This is a genomic window from Pseudomonas sp. Ost2 (genome assembly GCF_018326065.1).
Classification (GTDB): domain Bacteria; phylum Pseudomonadota; class Gammaproteobacteria; order Pseudomonadales; family Pseudomonadaceae; genus Aquipseudomonas; species Aquipseudomonas gingeri.
In genome coordinates this window covers 5,902,392-5,918,008 of the sequence record NZ_AP021904.1, presented here as the reverse complement: position 1 = coordinate 5,918,008, position 15,617 = coordinate 5,902,392, and the positions used below count along the sequence as shown (strand labels likewise).

At 64.5% G+C, this 15,617-nt stretch carries 15 protein-coding genes; 7 read left to right on the top strand and 8 right to left on the bottom strand.

Features of this window, described 5'->3' with window-relative positions:
• Positions 1–55: 55 nt before the first annotated feature.
• Genes KI243_RS26140 through KI243_RS26130 form a run of 3 tightly spaced genes read right to left on the bottom strand, consistent with a single transcriptional unit; the run spans position 56 to position 4,280 of the window.
• Positions 56–1,174: an ABC transporter substrate-binding protein gene (locus KI243_RS26140; protein ID WP_212810063.1), complete on the bottom strand. Its 1,119-nt coding sequence runs from the start codon at positions 1,172–1,174 to the stop codon at positions 56–58.
• A 31-nt stretch (positions 1,175–1,205) separates the two neighbouring features.
• The gene (locus tag KI243_RS26135) at positions 1,206–1,886 is read right to left on the bottom strand and encodes a Fe2+-dependent dioxygenase (protein WP_017126284.1); all 681 of its coding nucleotides are present in this window, start codon (positions 1,884–1,886) and stop codon (positions 1,206–1,208) included.
• Positions 1,887–1,892: 6 nt separating this feature from the next.
• Positions 1,893–4,280: a TonB-dependent receptor gene (locus tag KI243_RS26130; protein WP_017126283.1), complete on the bottom strand. Its 2,388-nt coding sequence runs from the start codon at positions 4,278–4,280 to the stop codon at positions 1,893–1,895.
• 196 nt (positions 4,281–4,476) lie between these two features.
• On the opposite strand from KI243_RS26130, the gene KI243_RS26125 reads away from it, so the two are divergent.
• Positions 4,477–5,187: a response regulator transcription factor gene (locus KI243_RS26125; protein WP_017126282.1), complete on the top strand. Its 711-nt coding sequence runs from the start codon at positions 4,477–4,479 to the stop codon at positions 5,185–5,187.
• Positions 5,184–6,572 carry an ATP-binding protein gene (locus KI243_RS26120; protein WP_177084410.1) on the top strand — a complete coding sequence of 463 codons (1,389 nt, stop codon included), beginning with the start codon at positions 5,184–5,186 and terminating at the stop codon, positions 6,570–6,572. Before KI243_RS26125 ends, KI243_RS26120 begins: the two co-directional genes overlap by 4 nt.
• A 58-nt stretch (positions 6,573–6,630) precedes the next feature.
• Here KI243_RS26120 and KI243_RS26115 read toward each other — a convergent pair whose 3' ends face one another.
• Together KI243_RS26115 and KI243_RS26110 are read right to left on the bottom strand one after the other, a co-directional pair.
• The gene (locus KI243_RS26115; RefSeq protein ID WP_083875319.1) at positions 6,631–6,837 is read right to left on the bottom strand and encodes an SEC-C metal-binding domain-containing protein; all 207 of its coding nucleotides are present in this window, start codon (positions 6,835–6,837) and stop codon (positions 6,631–6,633) included.
• A gap of 7 nt (positions 6,838–6,844) precedes the next feature.
• Positions 6,845–7,288, bottom strand: a complete 444-nt coding sequence (locus KI243_RS26110; RefSeq protein ID WP_017126279.1) for an LEA type 2 family protein — start codon at positions 7,286–7,288, stop codon at positions 6,845–6,847.
• A gap of 216 nt (positions 7,289–7,504) precedes the next feature.
• On the opposite strand from KI243_RS26110, the gene KI243_RS26105 reads away from it, so the two are divergent.
• Positions 7,505–8,008: a hypothetical protein gene (locus KI243_RS26105; protein ID WP_178989943.1), complete on the top strand. Its 504-nt coding sequence runs from the start codon at positions 7,505–7,507 to the stop codon at positions 8,006–8,008.
• Here KI243_RS26105 and KI243_RS26100 read toward each other — a convergent pair.
• Both KI243_RS26100 and KI243_RS26095 read right to left on the bottom strand, forming a co-directional pair.
• Positions 8,001–8,477, bottom strand: coding sequence for a YchJ family protein (locus tag KI243_RS26100; protein WP_017126277.1), 477 nt, complete (start codon positions 8,475–8,477; stop codon positions 8,001–8,003). The genes KI243_RS26105 and KI243_RS26100 overlap by 8 nt on opposite strands.
• 4 nt (positions 8,478–8,481) lie before the next feature.
• Positions 8,482–8,979, bottom strand: coding sequence for a DUF6231 family protein (locus KI243_RS26095; protein ID WP_017126276.1), 498 nt, complete (start codon positions 8,977–8,979; stop codon positions 8,482–8,484).
• A gap of 259 nt (positions 8,980–9,238) precedes the next feature.
• Between KI243_RS26095 and KI243_RS26090 the strand changes: the two genes are divergently transcribed.
• Both KI243_RS26090 and KI243_RS26085 read left to right on the top strand, forming a co-directional pair.
• On the top strand, positions 9,239–9,517 hold the full coding sequence (locus KI243_RS26090) for a DUF1145 domain-containing protein (protein WP_017126275.1): 279 nt from the start codon (positions 9,239–9,241) through the stop codon (positions 9,515–9,517).
• Positions 9,510–10,268 (top strand): hypothetical protein, encoded by a 759-nt coding sequence (locus KI243_RS26085; protein ID WP_042935319.1) that lies wholly within the window; start codon positions 9,510–9,512, stop codon positions 10,266–10,268. Before KI243_RS26090 ends, KI243_RS26085 begins: the two co-directional genes overlap by 8 nt.
• Positions 10,269–10,370: 102 nt before the next feature.
• On the opposite strand, the gene KI243_RS26080 is transcribed toward KI243_RS26085, so the two are convergent.
• Positions 10,371–10,835 carry a DUF2269 family protein gene (locus tag KI243_RS26080; protein WP_017126273.1) on the bottom strand — a complete coding sequence of 155 codons (465 nt, stop codon included), beginning with the start codon at positions 10,833–10,835 and terminating at the stop codon, positions 10,371–10,373.
• A 98-nt stretch (positions 10,836–10,933) separates the two neighbouring features.
• Between KI243_RS26080 and dinG the strand changes: the two genes are divergently transcribed.
• Both dinG and KI243_RS26070 read left to right on the top strand, forming a co-directional pair.
• Positions 10,934–13,078 carry an ATP-dependent DNA helicase DinG gene (dinG, locus tag KI243_RS26075; RefSeq protein WP_017126272.1) on the top strand — a complete coding sequence of 715 codons (2,145 nt, stop codon included), beginning with the start codon at positions 10,934–10,936 and terminating at the stop codon, positions 13,076–13,078.
• 98 nt (positions 13,079–13,176) lie between these two features.
• Positions 13,177–15,540 (top strand): beta-galactosidase, encoded by a 2,364-nt coding sequence (locus KI243_RS26070; RefSeq protein ID WP_177084414.1) that lies wholly within the window; start codon positions 13,177–13,179, stop codon positions 15,538–15,540.
• Positions 15,541–15,617: the final 77 nt, after the last annotated feature.

Here is a 15,617-nt window from a genome sequence, read left to right as displayed (position 1 = left end):
TCCCGTGGGAGCCGGCTTGCCGGCTCCTGCAAAGGGAAGGCTTGGCGCCCTTTCCTCACTGATGGGTTGGGGCGTCGATCCAGTACACGCCCTTGAGCGGCGTATCGAGGAACTGCCGGTTCATGGCGTCCATGGTGTCCTGCGGATTCAACTGGGCGAACAGCTGTGGATGGATCCACTTGGCCAGGGCTTCGATGGCCAGCAGGTTGTAGGGAGAGTTGTAGAAGTCATGCCACAGGCCGTGGGCATTGCCCGCGCGGATCGCCCGCAGGTTCTTGAACTCGGGACGGGCGAGCACGCCGTCGAAGGCTTCGCGCGCTTCGGCCTGGCTGACCTCGGCACCGAGGATCAGCCCCGGCTTGTGGTTGCCGGTGGCGACATACAGGTCCGGATCGGCCTTGAGCGCATATTCGACACTGATATCCCCCAGCGCACCCGGCACCACGCCTTCGGCGATATTGACCCCGCCGACGGTCCGGATCACTTCACCCATGCCGCTCTTGCCGGTGGTGTGTCCCGGTGCCTGCCAGGCCCCGGCCAGCAGTTCGAGGAAGACTTTCGGCCGCTGGCTGTCCGGCAGGTTGCCGACCTTGTCGGTGATCGCCTTCAGGTGCCGGTCATAGAAATCCAGGTAGGCCTTGGCCTGTGGCTCGCGGCCGAGGGCCTGGCCCAGGGCGTCGAGGCTGTCGTGGGTGCCCTTGATCGGATTGATCCGGAAGTCGACGAACAGAACCGCGATGCCGGCCTTGGCCAGCACATCGGCCACCGGGCTGTGTTCGGTCGGGCCGTGGCCGGAGATGCTGAATACCGCCAGGTCCGGCTTCAGGCTGAGAATCTCTTCGGCGCTGACGCTCTGCTCCGAGGCCTGGCCGATCAGCGGGATGTCCTTGACCTTCGGGAATTTGGCCGCGTACGCCGCGTAGGTGTGCGGGTCGAGCAGGCGCAGGTCGTTCTGCCAGCCGACGATGCGCTGGAACGGCGCCTCGCGGTCGAGCAGGGCGAAGGCGGAAATCAGCCGGCCTTCACCCAGCACCACGCGCTGGACATGCTCCGGTACATCGACCTTGCGGCCGAGCACGTCGGTGACTTCATGGGCCGAGGCCGCCGCGACGGGGCCAAGCAGCAACACGGTGAACAGGGCACTCAGGCGCAGCAGTGCACGGGGTTTGATCATCACGATATCTCCGGGAAAGGCAGGCGGCGCATCAGACGTCACTCCAGCGCCGCAGCAGGTTGTGGTAGGCGCCGCTCAGTTGCAGCAGGGATTCTTCGTCGGCGTGTCGTGCGCTCAGGCGCTGGATCGCCACATCCATGTCCAGCAACAGGCTGCGCTGGCTGTCTTCGCGGACCAGGCTCTCGATCCAGAAGAACCCGGCGATCCGTTCGCCACGGCTGACCGGGTTGATCCTGTGCAGGCTGCTGCCGGGGTAGAGCACCAGGTGTCCGGCGGGCAGCTTGACCGGGTGTTCGCCGAAGGTGTCGCGGATCACCAGCTCGCCGCCGTCGTAGCTGGCCGGGTCGGCGAGGAACAGGGTCGCGGAGAGGTCGGTGCGGACCCGCTCACGCACGCCCTTGAGGCCGCGGATGGCGTTGTCGACATGCAGGCCGAACGACTCGCCGTCGCTGTAGCGATTGAACAACGGCGGGTAGATCTTCTTCGGCAGGGCGGCGGACATGAACAGCGCGTTGTCCGAGAGCCGGCCGAGGATGCGTTCACCGAGGCGGATGCCCAGGGCCGAGTCTTCCGGCAACTGCCGGTTGTGCTTGACCCTTGCGGAGCCGAGCCCGGCGGTGGCCTTGCCGTCGATCCAGGGCTCGGCCAGCAGCGCCGCGACCATCTCGCGGGCCTCGGCGGGGCTGAACAGGGCGGGAATCTCGATCAGCATGCCGGCTCAGAACTCATAGTCGACACTGGCCGTGAGCGTGCGCCCCGCCCCCGGAATCCCGTACAGCTGGAAGCCGTCGAGGGAGGCGCCGATCTGGCTGTAGTAGAAGGTGTTGAAGACGTTGTTGAGGTTCAGGTTGACCCGGGTCTGCGGGTTGAACTGGTACTGCGCCGCCAGGTTGTGCAGCCAGTAGCCGGGGGCCTTCTCGTTGTCCTTGACGTAGATCGCGTTGACCCCCGATGGACCGTTGGCGTAGCTGCTGTTGTTGTTCAGGCCACCGACGTACTCGTTGTCGCTGTAGCGCCGGCGTCCGACATAGTTGGCGCCGTAGCTCAGGCTGAGGGCGTCGGTCACGGCATAGGTGGTCCACAGGTTGGCGGTCAGGTCCGGGACGTTCTTGGCCTCGGCGCCCTTGTTGGCGCCCTTGGTCTGCACGCTCTTGAGGGCGGAGAAGCCGCTGTAGGCGGTCCAGCGCGGGGTGATATTGCCCTGCAGGCCGAGTTCCACGCCGTCGACCCGCTTGGCCGGCAAGGCCCGTACCGGCGCGGTTTCGCCGTCCTGGTACTCCCAGGAGTTTTCCAGTTCGGTACGGAAGATCGCCGCCGTGACATTCAACTGGTCATGGGCGATATCCCACTTGGTGCCGACCTCGTAGGTCTTCGACTTGGCCGGCGTGTAGTTGCTGGTGGTCGAGGCGCCGTAGATCTGGTTGTTGGTCGAGGCACCGACCGCCGAAGGCTCCGCGGCCTCGCTGTAGGAGGCATAGATGCTGCCATTGGGCAGTGGCTTGTAGACCACGCCGGCGCGCCCGCTCAGGGCGCCGTCGTCGCTCTTGATATCGGCCTGGCCGCGCTGGGTGGTCTGGGCGCGCCAGTTGTCGTAACGCAGCGAGCCGAGGACCTGCCATTGCTCGGTCAGGGTGACGGTATCGCCGAAATAGACCCCGGCGTTGTCGATGATCGAGCGCGGATCGCCTTCGCCCTTGGTCACCCAGGTGCTGGCGAAGTCGTGCTGCGGGTCGGCCATGTTGAACAGCATGTCGCCGGTGGGGACTTCGGCGTTGCGCTTCAGGCCGCCGTAGGTCTCATGGTAGAGCTCGATGCCGCTGACCGCGGCATGGGAGAAGCTGCCGGTGTTGAAGCCGAAACTGAAGTCGGTCTGGTTGTCGAGGATGGTATAGCGCTTCGATTGGCCGAAGTCGTCACCCCGCAGGATGCCGTAGGCGGTGTTGCCGTTGTTGGTATAGCCGGGATAGGCATTGACGGTCGAGCCCGGGACCTGGCTGATCGGACCGACCCCGGTGTAGCCCAAGGTCGCGCAACGGGGGCCGGTGCAGGTTTTCTGGCCGTTGGCGTTGGCGGCGAAGAAACGTGCCGGCGACAGTACGCCAAAGTTGTCGGTGCGTTCCCAGCGGATCTGGTTCTTGAGCCTGGCATCGTTGTCGAAGTCGTGCTCGAGGCGGGCGGTCAGCGAAGTGGTTTCGGTCTGCTGGGTGTACAGGCTCGAATCGCCGTACCAGTTGGAGCGCTTCACGCCCGGCATGGTATCGCCGTTGGTCCCGCGCTGGATCGGCAGGCCGGTGTCCGGGGTGTTGTTGTCCTTCTGGTAGAACAGGTCGACGAATACCCGGGTCTGGGTGCCCAGACCCAGGCCCAGCGAGGTGGCGATACCCCAGCGGTCGTAGTCGACATCGTCGCGGTCGGCCACGGCGTTGTAGTGGCGCATCAGGTTGATGCGCAAGGCGCTGGTATCGTTCAGCTCATGGTTGATATCGGCGGTCAGGCGTCGGTAGTTGTCGCTGCCGACCCCGGCCGAAACCTTGTTCGCATCGCCCAGGTGGGCCTCCTTGCTGACCAGGTTGACGCTGCCGCCCACCGCCGAGACCCCGGACTCGATGGCCCCGGTGCCCTTGAACACCTCGGCCTGCTGCAGGTTGAAGGTGTCGGTGCGGGTCGACATGCCGGCATCGCGCACGCCGTCCACGGTCAGGCTCTGCTCCGAGGAAAAACCGCGGATCGAGAACAGGTCGCCCCAGCCGAGGTTGCCCTCGCCGGACATGAAGGTGATCCCCGGCACGTTACGCAACACTTCCTGCAGGGTCTGGGCGTTCTGTTCCTTGAGCACCTGCTGCGGCACGATGGTGACGCTTTGCGGGGTATCGAGCAGCGGCTGGCTGAGCTTGGCCGAACTCGCCCGGTCGACCTTGAAGGGCGAGCTGTAGTCACCTTCGACCTTCAGGTCGGGCAGGGTCAGCGTACCCTGGGCCTCGGTCTCCTGGGCCAGTGCCTGGGGACTCAGCGCGCCCATGGCCATCAGGCCGAAAACGGGGGCCAGCGTACGCGGCAGGGCCAGGGGTTGCAGGCGTGAAGGGGAGGACTGGGACAACGATGGCATGCGCGACAACCTATGCTAAATTGAAATCAATCTTATTTAGATTCGGTAGTCTAAAGAGCCGGGTTCGCCGGGCGGCGCGTGCTTTGTATTGGAATCGCATACAAGCGCGCCTCAACACATTCCATTACATTTCACTCCGACACGCCGCGAGCTTTCGGCTATCTCCTAGTTTTTTTTCGGATGCTGACTTTCTTCCATGACCAAGCCAGATCACCTGTTGATCGTCGATGACGATCCGGAAATCCGTCAGTTGCTGTCCGAGTACCTGAGCAACGCCGGTTACCAGACCTCCACCGCCTGTGACGGCAAGGAAATGCGTCGCCGCCTCGAACTGAATGTCATCGACCTGATCGTCCTCGACCTGATGCTGCCGGGCGAGGACGGGCTGAGCCTGTGTCGTGAGCTGCGGGTGACCTCCAATACCCCGGTGATCATGCTGACCGCCCGCGGCACCCTGGTGGACCGCATCCTCGGCCTGGAGCTGGGCGCCGACGATTACCTGCCCAAGCCGTTCGATCCCCGTGAGCTGCTGGTGCGTATCAAGGTGGTGTTGCGCCGCGCCCAGAGTTTCCCCGAGCGGGCGCGGATCGACGATGTCCCGACCATCCGCTTCGCCGGTTGGCAGCTCGATACCCGGGCCCGCCAGGTATTGTCCCCGCAAGGCCTGGTGATCAGCCTGGGCAACTCGGATTTCCGCGTCCTGCGCCTGTTGCTGCAGCACCCCAACCGTCCGCTCAGCCGCGACTTCCTGCTCAACCATGTGTTTGACAAGGACAGCACGCCGTTCGACCGCTCCATCGATGTCTGCATCAGCCGCCTGCGCCAGCAACTGGAGCCGGGCCTGATCAAGACGGTGCGCAATGAAGGCTATATGTTGACCGCCACCGATGTGGACCCGCAGTCGTGAGGTTATGGCCACGCTCGCTCTTTGGCCGGCTGGTGCTGATCCTGGTGACCGGCATGCTGGCGGCCCAGGTCGTGACCAGCAGCATCTGGTACGACGTGCGCCACAGCCAGGTGCTGGAGATTCCCACCCGGCTGATCGCCACGCGCCTGGCGAATATCGTCCGGCTGTCCCATCTCGATCCGCAGCGCGTCGACACCCTGATCGGCCTGATCGACTCGCCGAACTTTCATCTGACCTTGAGTGATCAGGCCAGCGACCTGCCCGACGAACTGGAGGAAGCCGACCAGGGCACCGAGCGTCTGTTGAACAAGGTCCTCTCGGAAAAAACCGGTTATACCCAGACCGCGCGCCTGTTGCAGTTATCCGTGCTGGACCAGCAGGGCCAGGTGGCGGGGTTGCCGACCCTGTTCGGCAGCAACCCGGCGGTCGGCCATTTCCTGATCGACCTGCGCCTGCCCGACGGGCGCTGGCTGATGGTCGATGCCAGCGAGGAGCAGGGCTGGACCAGCACCTCGCCGGTGAATGTGCTGTTCGATTACCTGATGCGTATCTACCTGCTGCGAGTCGTAGTGCTGGTGATCATCGCGTTGCTGGCGGTGCGCCTGGCGATTCGCCCCCTGAATGCCCTGGCCAGGGCGGCCGAGGCGCTGGGGCGGGATATCCAGCGCCCGCCACTGCCGCTGGACGGGCCGACCGAGGTGCGTCGGGCGGCCCAGGCCTTCAATGTCATGCAGCAACGGCTGATCGCCAATATCGCCGAGCGCACGCGCTTCCTGGCGGCGATCTCCCACGACCTGCGTTCGCCCATCACCCGCCTGCGCCTGCGCACCGAGCTGCTGGAGGACAATCAGGTCAAGGAGCGTTTTCGCACGGACCTGGAAGACATGGAGCATATGGTCTCCAGCACCCTGGATTTTGTCAGCAGCGGGGAAGTCAACGAGGAGCGGCAGAACATCGATATCAATGCACTGCTGCGCAGTTTGCAGGCGGACCTGCAGGATATCGGCGAGCCGGTCAGCGTCGAGGGCTGGGCGCAGCGGCCGTTGCCCGGCTATGCCCGCAGCCTCAAGCGCTGCGTGCAGAACCTGCTGGAGAATGCGGTGCGTTATGGTCGCGAAGTGGTGGTGCGGGTGGAAGACCAGCCGCAGTTGCTGCGTATCGTCATCAGCGACCGTGGCCCGGGGGTTCCCGAGGCGCTGCTGGAGCAAGTGGTGGAGCCGTTCTACCGGGTCGAGGGCTCGCGCAATGCCGGGACCGGTGGCTATGGCCTGGGACTGAGCATCGCCCATACCATCGCGGCGGCCCATGGCGGCCGGATGACCCTGCGCAATCGCGAGGGCGGCGGGCTCGAGGTGGTGCTGGCGTTCGAGCGACGCGAGGACTAGCGGGGCGCTACAGGCAAATGCCGCGGCCTTGGCCTGTAGCGGGCAGCGTCAGGCGGCTTCAGGCGCCGTGGCACTTCTTGAATTTCTTGCCGTTGCCGCAAGGGCAAGGGTCGTTGCGGCCCACGTCCTTCAATGCGTTGCGCACCGGCTCCTGGTGAGCGTGCCCGCAGTTCGGCCCGTGAACGTGGCCATGGTCGTGATCGTGGTGCGCGTGATCATGATCGTGATCGCAATCAGGGCCATGGACGTGAGGTTGCTGAGTCATGCTGGAACTACTCCGAAATTAAATCGCCGGGAATTATCTCGCCTTTGCGCTCCAGGTGCACGTCATAGCCGATGAATAATCCGGTTTTCAGCTCGCCCTCCAGGCGATAGGGGATCGGCTGGTCGGGTTTTTCCAGGCGCTTGGCCAGGGGCTTCATGTGCTGCCAGAGATTGGTTCGTATCGGCACGACGAAAAACGCCCGGCTGTTGGGCTCCACCGTCAGCCACTCGTCGGACTCACCTTCGGCGAGCAACCACTGGTCCAGATAGATCCGATAGCGCAGCCCGCGCACGGTCAGGGTGTTGTCGTTGGGGTTGTCAACGCGAAAATGCAGCTTGAATTTCTGCTGCAGCAGCTTGGCCTTGACCAGTTCCACCCGCACCAGGTGCACTTCGGGGTCACGGGGGCCGGCATCGAGCCAGGACGCGCAGCCGGACAGCGCCAGCAGCATTGCCAGGCCAAGCAGCACCGGGCCAAGCCTCGCTGGGTCAAGCTTCACTTGGCCAAGGGTACAGCGTGTCCGTGAGTACATACATTCCTCCCGCCGAAAACTCAGTCTAGCAAGCCGGCGGGCCAAGCGTTGCCAGGTTGTGATGGCAAAACCACCTGGGCGATACTGCCGGTCATTCGCGCAACGGAACCGAGCCCGGCGCACAGGAGTGTGGTCATGAGTCTTTACGAGATTGTCTTCAGCGGCGAACTGGTCCCCGGTGCCCCGGTCGAGCAGGTCAGGAGCAACCTGGCGCGGCTGTTCCAGGCCGATGCCCAGCGTATCGAACTGCTGTTTTCCGGGCGCCGCCTGGTCCTGAAGAACAATCTCGATGCCGCCGCCGCCGAGAAGTACCGGGCGACCATCGAGCGCGCCGGTGCGGTGGTCTCTGTGCTCGAGATGCCGATGGAAGAGATCGAGATGACCGCTGCTCCCGGGCCGATCGGGCGGGCCCGGGTAGTGCCGCGGGATGCCTATATGGCCGCCTTCAGCGAGGTCGATGCGCCGGATTATGCGATCGCCGAGGTCGGCAGCGATGTGCAGGACCCCAAGCCGGCGCCCGTTGCACCGGTCCTCGACCTGTCGGCGTTCAGCGTGGCGCCGGTGGGCAGCGACATGGGCCAGCTACCCGCGCCGCCTGCGGCAGCGGTGCCCGATACGTCGCACCTGAAGCTCAGCTGAGCAGGTAGCTCGAACAGCACTTCTTGTATTTCTGCCCGCTGCCACAGGGGCAGGCATCATTGCGTCCGGCCTTGAGCGGGACGGTCGGGTCGATGAAATACCAGCGGCCCGTGTTCTGCACGAAGGATGAGCGCTCGCGATGGCTGTGTTCGCCGCCGTTGTCATGCCAGCGCGCGGTAAAGGTCACGAAGGCGTGCTCGGGTTGGCCGCCGAAGACCTCCGAGCTTTCCACCTGCAGGCCCAGCCAGGTGCTTTGCGCGCTCCAGTCGGCAATGGACTGGCGATCCAGGCCGTTCTGCTGGCTGGGCAGCGTGGTCGCCACCAGGTAATCGACCAGGCCCAGCACGTAGGCGCTGTAGCGCGAGCGCATCAGCGCCTCGGCGCAGGGCGCGGGATGGCCCGCATGGTAGTGGCCGCAGCAGGCGTCCAGCAGGTTGCCGCTGCCGCAGGGGCAAATGGATGTACTCATCGGATTACCACCAGTACTTGCCGAAGTTTTCCGGGTTGGCCCAGAACTTGGCGTTGAGCCAGTCCGGCACCTGTTTGTATTCCCGCAGATCGTAGGTGAACAGCGTCAGTACCTGCTGGTCGCGCTGGAAACGCTCGCTGCTTTGCAGGGCCAGGGCAAAGAAGTCGCTGTCCTGCCAGCCACTGGCCGGCATGTCCACCAACACCGCGATGCGACTGGCGTTGAGGTTGCGAATGCCGCCCAGCAGTTCCCGGCCGGCGCGCTTGGGCAGGTGTTCGAGGCAATCGACCACCAGCGCGAGGTCGAAGCGCCGTGCCGCCAGGTCGGCCGGCAGGGCGCCGGGTTCGGCGAGGGCGACCTGGGTCTGCGGGTGCGCCGCCTGGAACGCCTCGAGCGCCGGAAAGCTGCCTGCGCCGACCAGCAGCAGGTTCTGCGGTGCATAGCGGTCCAGGAGAGCCGCCAGGGCTTGCTGCGGCGTGCGCGAAGAAATGCTCTCGGTCATCGAAAATCCTCAATCAGAACTGCAAAGACTAGCCTGCTCGAACGGCCCGGCCTAGAGCGCGGTTCCGGAAATCTCCAGGCGGGTCGCGCAGGCGCGCTGCAGGGGCGCGGTCGATGGCTCGACAACCGCTCTGGAGCGATGAATTTCGTCGAACTGGCGGGCAAGGCGACCGCTGGAGAATAATTTTCCGGGCCCACTGGCAAATTGCCCGTGCAAGCCGTTACTGTGCGCCCAAAGAATAATGTACCAAGGGGGGCGTATGAAGGTGCTTTGGGGGTTGGGGAAGGTCCTGACGCTGCTGTTTTGGCTGGTGGTGCTGGTCAACCTGGTGAATCCGCTGGTCAGCCCGTTTCGTTTATTGGTGAATCTGGCCGGGAGCCTGCTGTTGCTGACCCATCTGCTCGAGATACTGCTGTTCAACGGCAGCCTGCAAGATCGGCCACAGCCCTGGCGTGACCGGGCGCAGATCCTGCTGTTCGGTATGTTCCACCTGCAGATCCTGCCGTTGCCGGCTCGCGAGGAAGTCAGCCATGCGTAGTTTGTGTCTATTGGCGGCGCTGTGCAGCCCGCTGGCGTATGCCCAGGTCGTGACCGTTGAAGCCAACTCCCTGGTACGCCTGCCGGGCAATACCAGTGTGTTGCAGCTGGAGCGCCTGGACGTGGCCGACCATGGTACGCTGCTGGTGCCGGCAAGTATCACCCGGTTGAGCGTGGGCGAACTGCACCTGGGGCGCGAGGCGCGCATCGCCATCGTGCCCAGCGAACAGAGTTTCGAACTCAGGGCCGGGCGCGCCGATCTCGGCAGCGGCAGCCAGATTACCGCGCGGGGAGCCCCGGGCAGCTACCAGAAGGCGCCGCTGCCAGGTCGCAACCTGAACCTGCGGATCGATGCCCTGAGCGGACCGTTGTTGTCGGTGGATGCCCGTGGAGGTACCGGCATTCCGGGTTATGTCGGGCTCGATGGCGCCAATGGCGAGGAGCCGGGTTGCACCTGGGGCCAGGCCGGTCGCGGTGCCGATGGTGACAATGGCGGCGATGGCCGTCCGGGTGCGCCTGGGGCGCAGGTTCGGGTCGAACTGCCACGGGACTACCCGGCCGAGCAGATCAAGGTCCAGGTCGAGGGCGGTGCCGGCGGCGCGGCAGGTGCGGCGGGACGTCCGGGTGCAGGCGGCAAGTCCAAGGGCTGCTTTATCTACAAGACCGACGGTGGCAAGTCCGGGCGTCCTGGCCTGGCGGGTCAGCCGGGGCCCCAGGGCGAGCCGGGTAGTGTGACCATCCAGCGTCTTTGAGCCGCTTCGACGACCATTCGCGGGCAAGCCCGCTCCCACAGGGGGGAGTCGATCGTTCCCAGGCAGAGCGTGGGAACGATCAGCATCAGGCGTTGGCTTTTCTCAGAAGGTCGGGCGCGCCGCGACGATCGCCACCAGCGCCAGGCCGATCAGCAGATTGATTCCCACCAGGCGGCGAATCCGCCCCAGCGCGGCGGCGCCTTCGGCCCACTGTTCGGCTTCCACCGCCTTGCGCAGTTCCGGCAGTTGCAATGACTGGATACGAAGAAACAGCGCCAGCATCACGATATACAGCCCCATCATCACCTGCACATACCGCGGCGCGGTCTCGAACCCGCTGAAACGCAGCTGGATCAGGCCCACGCCGCTGATCGGCAGGATCACCACCGCCACCCAGACCCAGACGAAGAAGCGCTGAAACACCTGGACCCACAATTTCAGGCGGGCGGGGCCTTCAAGCGCGGCCATTGCCGCCGGACGCAGGATCATCCAGGCGAAGAACATGCCGCCGACCCAGATCAGGGCGGCCAGCAGATGCAGGGTATAGACGAGTGCAAAAGCGGTCATTCGGGTACTCCGTTCGGCGCGGGATGAATTAGCGGGGTATGATAGCGGCCATTCGAACCACTGAAAATTTATCCAGCGTTTTTCGCGCCCGAAGACTCATGATCAGCACCGAACTCAAAACCACGATCCAGGGCGCCTACTCGCGTTTCCTCGAAGCCAAGAACCTGAAACCCCGCTACGGTCAGCGTCTGATGATCGCAGAAGTGGCGAAGGTGCTCGGCGATATCGACACCGATGATGAAGGCCGCCGCGATGGCGAGCCGGCCGTGGTTGCCGTCGAAGCCGGCACCGGTACCGGCAAGACCGTGGCCTACAGCCTGGCGGCGATCCCCACCGCCAAGGCCGCCGGCAAGCGCCTGGTGATCGCCACGGCCACCGTCGCCCTGCAGGAACAGATCGTCTACAAGGACCTGCCCGACCTGATGCGCAACAGCGGGCTGAATTTCAGCTTCGCCCTGGCCAAGGGGCGCGGGCGCTACATGTGCCTGTCCAAGCTCGACATGCTGTTGCAGGAAGGCCACGCGCAGACCGCGACGGCCCAGTTGTTCGAGGAAGAAGGCTTCAAGATCGAGGTGGATGAGGCCAGCCAGAAGCTGTTCACCAGCATGATCGAGAAACTGGCCGGCAACAAATGGGATGGCGATCGCGACAGTTGGCCGAATGCGCTGGAAGACGCCGACTGGGCGCGCCTGACCACCGATCACAGCCAGTGCACCAACCGCCATTGCCCCAACTTCGGCCAGTGCGCCTTCTACAAGGCCCGCGAGGGGATGGGCAAGGTCGATGTGATCGTGACCAACCATGACATGGTCCTCGCCGACCTTGCCCTGGGCGGTGGTGCGGTGTTGCCGGACCCGCGCGACACCTTGTATGTGTTCGACGAAGGCCATCACCTGCCGGACAAGGCCATCGGCCACTTCGCCCATTACACGCGCCTGCGCTCCACGGCCGACTGGCTGGAGCAGACCGCCAAGAACCTGACCAAACTGCTCGCCCAGCATCCGCTGCCGGGTGACCTGGGCAAGCTGATCGAGCAGGTTCCGGAGCTGGCCCGGGAGATCAAGACCCACCAGCAGTTCATGTTCACCGCCTGCGAGCAACTGGCCGACTTCAAGACCGGTGAGGATGTGGAAGGCCGCGAGCGGCCGCGCCATCGCTTTGTCGGCGGGCTGATCCCGGATCACCTGCGGGAAATGGGCATCGAGTTGAAGAAGGGTTTTGCCCGCCTCAATGACATCTTTACCCGCCTGACCGAACTGCTGAAGGAAGGCATGGACGGTGAGGTCAATATCGGGATCACCAGCAACCAGGCCGAGGAGTGGTACCCGCTGTTCGGCAGCCTGTTGTCCCGGGCCCAGGGCAACTGGGAGCTGTGGACCGCGTTCACCGTCGAGGATCCGGAAGACAACCCGCCCATGGCCCGCTGGCTGAGCCTGGCGGAAAGCGGTGCGCTGTTCGATATCGAGGTCAATGCCAGCCCGATCCTGGCGGCGGAAATGCTCCGGCGCAACCTGTGGAATGTGGCCTACGGTGCCCTGGTGACCTCGGCGACCCTGACCGCCCTCGGCACCTTCGACCGTTTCCGCATGCGCGCCGGCTTGCCGAAGAAAGCCGTGACGGCGGTGGTGCCCAGTCCTTTCCACCACGCCGATGCCGGCGTGTTGCGGGTGCCGGACCTCAAGGCCGACCCTCGGGATGCCATGGCCCACACGGCGGCGATCATCCGTGACCTGCCGGAGCTGGTCGAAGGTTCCAAGGGCACGCTGGTGCTGTTTTCCTCGCGCAAGCAGATGCAGGACGTGTTCGACGGCCTGGATCGCGACTGGCGCAAGCAGGTGTTCATCCAGGGCAACCTGTCCAAGCAGGAAACCCTCAACAAGCACAAGGCGCGGGTCGATGGCGGGGACTCCAGCGTGCTGTTCGGCCTGGCGAGCTTCGCCGAGGGCGTCGACTTGCCGGGTGCCTACTGCGAACACGTGGTGATCGCCAAGATCCCGTTCTCGGTGCCGGACGATCCGGTGGAAGCCGCCCTCGCCGAATGGATCGAAGCCCGTGGCGGCAACCCGTTCATGGAAATCTCCGTGCCGGACGCCTCGCTCAAGCTGGTCCAGGCCTGTGGCCGGCTGCTGCGCACGGAGCAGGACCGGGGCATCATCACCTTGCTCGACCGGCGTCTGGTCACCCAGCGCTACGGCAAGGCTATCCTCAATGCCTTGCCGCCATTCCGTCGTGAAATTTCTTAGTGTGATGTAGGTCAAATCGCCTATTTCGTTGTCTATGGGTGGCGCTTTACCAGCGCCACGCAGGCCCTTGACCGGCCGTTAGGGAGAAAATGATTCATATGATTCGCCGTACGCTGCCCGCCGTTTTTGCTCTGTTGTTCGCCGCGCCGCTGCTGGCCGCGCCCGCCGGTCAGCAGACGCTGTTCAATTTCGTTCGTCCGGCCGATGTGGTGCAGGTGGTGACCAACGGCACCGACCTGCCGCAAGCCAATGCCGAACAGACCGCCGAAGGTGAAGTGCTGCGGCGTGTCACCTTCAGCCCGAGCGCCCAGCCGAGCCTGCGCCTGACGCCGCAGAGCGGTGCCTGGGACTGGTCGCAGTCGGGGGTGATGAGCCTGCGGATCCAGAGTGCCATGGACTGGGCCCTGACCCTCTACGTGACCATCCAGAGCAACGACGGCAAGACCCTCACCAGTCGCGTCGACCTGCCGGCCGGCCCGGCGCAGACCCTGCTGGTACCGTTGCAGCCGTTCTCGCCCCTGAGCCAGGGCATGCGCGCCGGCCCGCCGATGCCGCTGACCGTGGATGGTCAGCGGATCCTGCTGGCGAGCAGCAGCGGTGAGCTGGATCGCAGGCAAGTGGTGTCGGTGACCTTGTCGATGGACAAGCCGAAAGTCGCGCAGAACATCCTCCTGGAGCGTTTTGGCGTGCAGAACGGCGACGATGTGATCAAGGCCGCCTACAGTTCGCTGGTGGACGGCTACGGTCAGTCCAGCCGCGCCCGCTGGCCGGAAAAGGTCAGTTCCGACGACCAGCTCAAGGCCGCCTCGAACAAGGAGGCGCAACAGTTGAAGGGCTGGCTGGCCGAGCGCGAGCGCAGTGGCCTGGACAAGTTCGGCGGTTGGACCAAGGGTCCGAGTTTCGACGCCACGGGCTTCTTCCGAACCGAGAAACATGACGGCCGCTGGTATCTGGTGACGCCGGAAGGTCATCCGTTCTATTCCCTCGGCGTGAACACCGTGAGCGCCGGCGACCAGCAGACCTATGTCGAAGGTCGCGAATGGATGTTCGGCGAATTGCCCAAGGACGGTGAGCCGCTCGCCGGCTACTACGGCAAGGGCGATAACAGTGTCGCCCTGGCTTCCAATGCCGGGCGCGGCTTCAACCATGGGAAATGGTTCGACTTCTATGGGGCCAACCTGCAGCGCACCTATGGCCAGCCTTGTGCACAACCCAAGGAAGGCGAGCCGAAGGTGGCGTGTGCCGAGGGCTTTGACGCCAAGCGCTGGCAAACCCACACTCTCGACCGCTTGCAGGCCTGGGGTTTCAACACCCTCGGCAACTGGAGCGATCCGGCGGTGGGCCTGAACGATCGCGTGCCGTACACCTTGCCGCTGTCGATCGTCGGCGATTACGCCAGCATCAGCACCGGCAGCGACTGGTGGGGCGGCATGCCCGACCCGTTCGATCCGCGCTTTGCCATGGCGACCGAGCGTGCGGTCGCCATCGCCGCCCGGGATCACCGCGACGACCCATGGCTGGTGGGCTACTTCGCCGACAACGAACTGGCCTGGGCCGGTCCCGGCGATGATCCGAAATCCCGTTATGCGCTGGCCTACGGCACCTTGCGCATGACCACCGACGTTCCGGCCAAGCGTGCGTTCCTCAAGCAGCTGCGCGACAAATACCGCAACCAGCAGGGCCTGTCGAAAGCCTGGGGCGTGGATATCCCGACCTGGGAGCAGATGGAGGACCCGGGGTTCGAGGCGCCGTTGCCGAACCCGGAACACCCGGAAATCGAGGCGGACCTCAAGTATTTCCAGAAGGTCTTCGCCGACACCTACTTCAAGACCATTTCCGATTCGTTGAAATGGCACGCGCCGAATCATTTGCTGCTGGGCGGCCGGTTTGCCGTCAGTACGCCTGAAGCGGTGGCCTCCTGTGCACAATATTGCGATGTGCTGAGCTTCAACTTCTACACCCTTCAGCCTCAGGACGGTTACGACTTCAGTCAACTGGACACGCTGGACAAGCCGGTGCTGATCACCGAGTTCAACTTCGGCTCGCGGGATCGTGGCCCGTTCTGGGGCGGCGTGACCGAGCTGTCGAAGGAAGAAGACCGTGGCCCGGCCTACGCAAACTTCCTCAAGCAGGCGGTCAGTGAGCCTTCTGTCGTCGGGGTGCATTGGTTCCAGTACCTCGACCAACCCGTTACCGGTCGTCTGCTGGACGGTGAAAACGGTCACTTCGGCCTGGTCGGTATCACCGATGTGCCGTTCCAGGGCTTTGTCGAGAGCGTGCGCAAGAGCAACCTGCAGGCCCTCGAACTGCTGGCCAAGGCGGCCGAGAAGGCCAAGGTCGACGCCCAGCAAAAAGCGGCGAAGGGCATCGATCATGACGGTGGTGGCGGCAAGGGCCGTTCGGGCAGTGCCGGCGGGGCGGGCGCGGGCCATGCCGGCGGGCATTCCGGCAACGGCCACTGATCGAATTCACAATACCCGGGTAGCCCTGTAGGCACTTTTCCTACAGGGCGATGGTACGAATCGTCCGACCTGTGTCT

Coding starts and splice junctions, on each gene's coding strand:
- KI243_RS26140 (WP_212810063.1), bottom strand. CDS start 1,174: ATGATCAAACCCCGTGCACTGCTGCGCCTGAGTGCCCTGTTCACCGTG.
- KI243_RS26135 (WP_017126284.1), bottom strand. CDS start 1,886: ATGCTGATCGAGATTCCCGCCCTGTTCAGCCCCGCCGAGGCCCGCGAG.
- KI243_RS26130 (WP_017126283.1), bottom strand. CDS start 4,280: ATGCCATCGTTGTCCCAGTCCTCCCCTTCACGCCTGCAACCCCTGGCC.
- KI243_RS26125 (WP_017126282.1), top strand. CDS start 4,477: ATGACCAAGCCAGATCACCTGTTGATCGTCGATGACGATCCGGAAATC.
- KI243_RS26115 (WP_083875319.1), bottom strand. CDS start 6,837: ATGACTCAGCAACCTCACGTCCATGGCCCTGATTGCGATCACGATCAT.
- KI243_RS26110 (WP_017126279.1), bottom strand. CDS start 7,288: ATGCTGCTGGCGCTGTCCGGCTGCGCGTCCTGGCTCGATGCCGGCCCC.
- KI243_RS26105 (WP_178989943.1), top strand. CDS start 7,505: ATGAGTCTTTACGAGATTGTCTTCAGCGGCGAACTGGTCCCCGGTGCC.
- KI243_RS26100 (WP_017126277.1), bottom strand. CDS start 8,477: ATGAGTACATCCATTTGCCCCTGCGGCAGCGGCAACCTGCTGGACGCC.
- KI243_RS26095 (WP_017126276.1), bottom strand. CDS start 8,979: ATGACCGAGAGCATTTCTTCGCGCACGCCGCAGCAAGCCCTGGCGGCT.
- KI243_RS26090 (WP_017126275.1), top strand. CDS start 9,239: ATGAAGGTGCTTTGGGGGTTGGGGAAGGTCCTGACGCTGCTGTTTTGG.
- KI243_RS26085 (WP_042935319.1), top strand. CDS start 9,510: ATGCGTAGTTTGTGTCTATTGGCGGCGCTGTGCAGCCCGCTGGCGTAT.
- KI243_RS26080 (WP_017126273.1), bottom strand. CDS start 10,835: ATGACCGCTTTTGCACTCGTCTATACCCTGCATCTGCTGGCCGCCCTG.
- dinG (WP_017126272.1), top strand. CDS start 10,934: ATGATCAGCACCGAACTCAAAACCACGATCCAGGGCGCCTACTCGCGT.
- KI243_RS26070 (WP_177084414.1), top strand. CDS start 13,177: ATGATTCGCCGTACGCTGCCCGCCGTTTTTGCTCTGTTGTTCGCCGCG.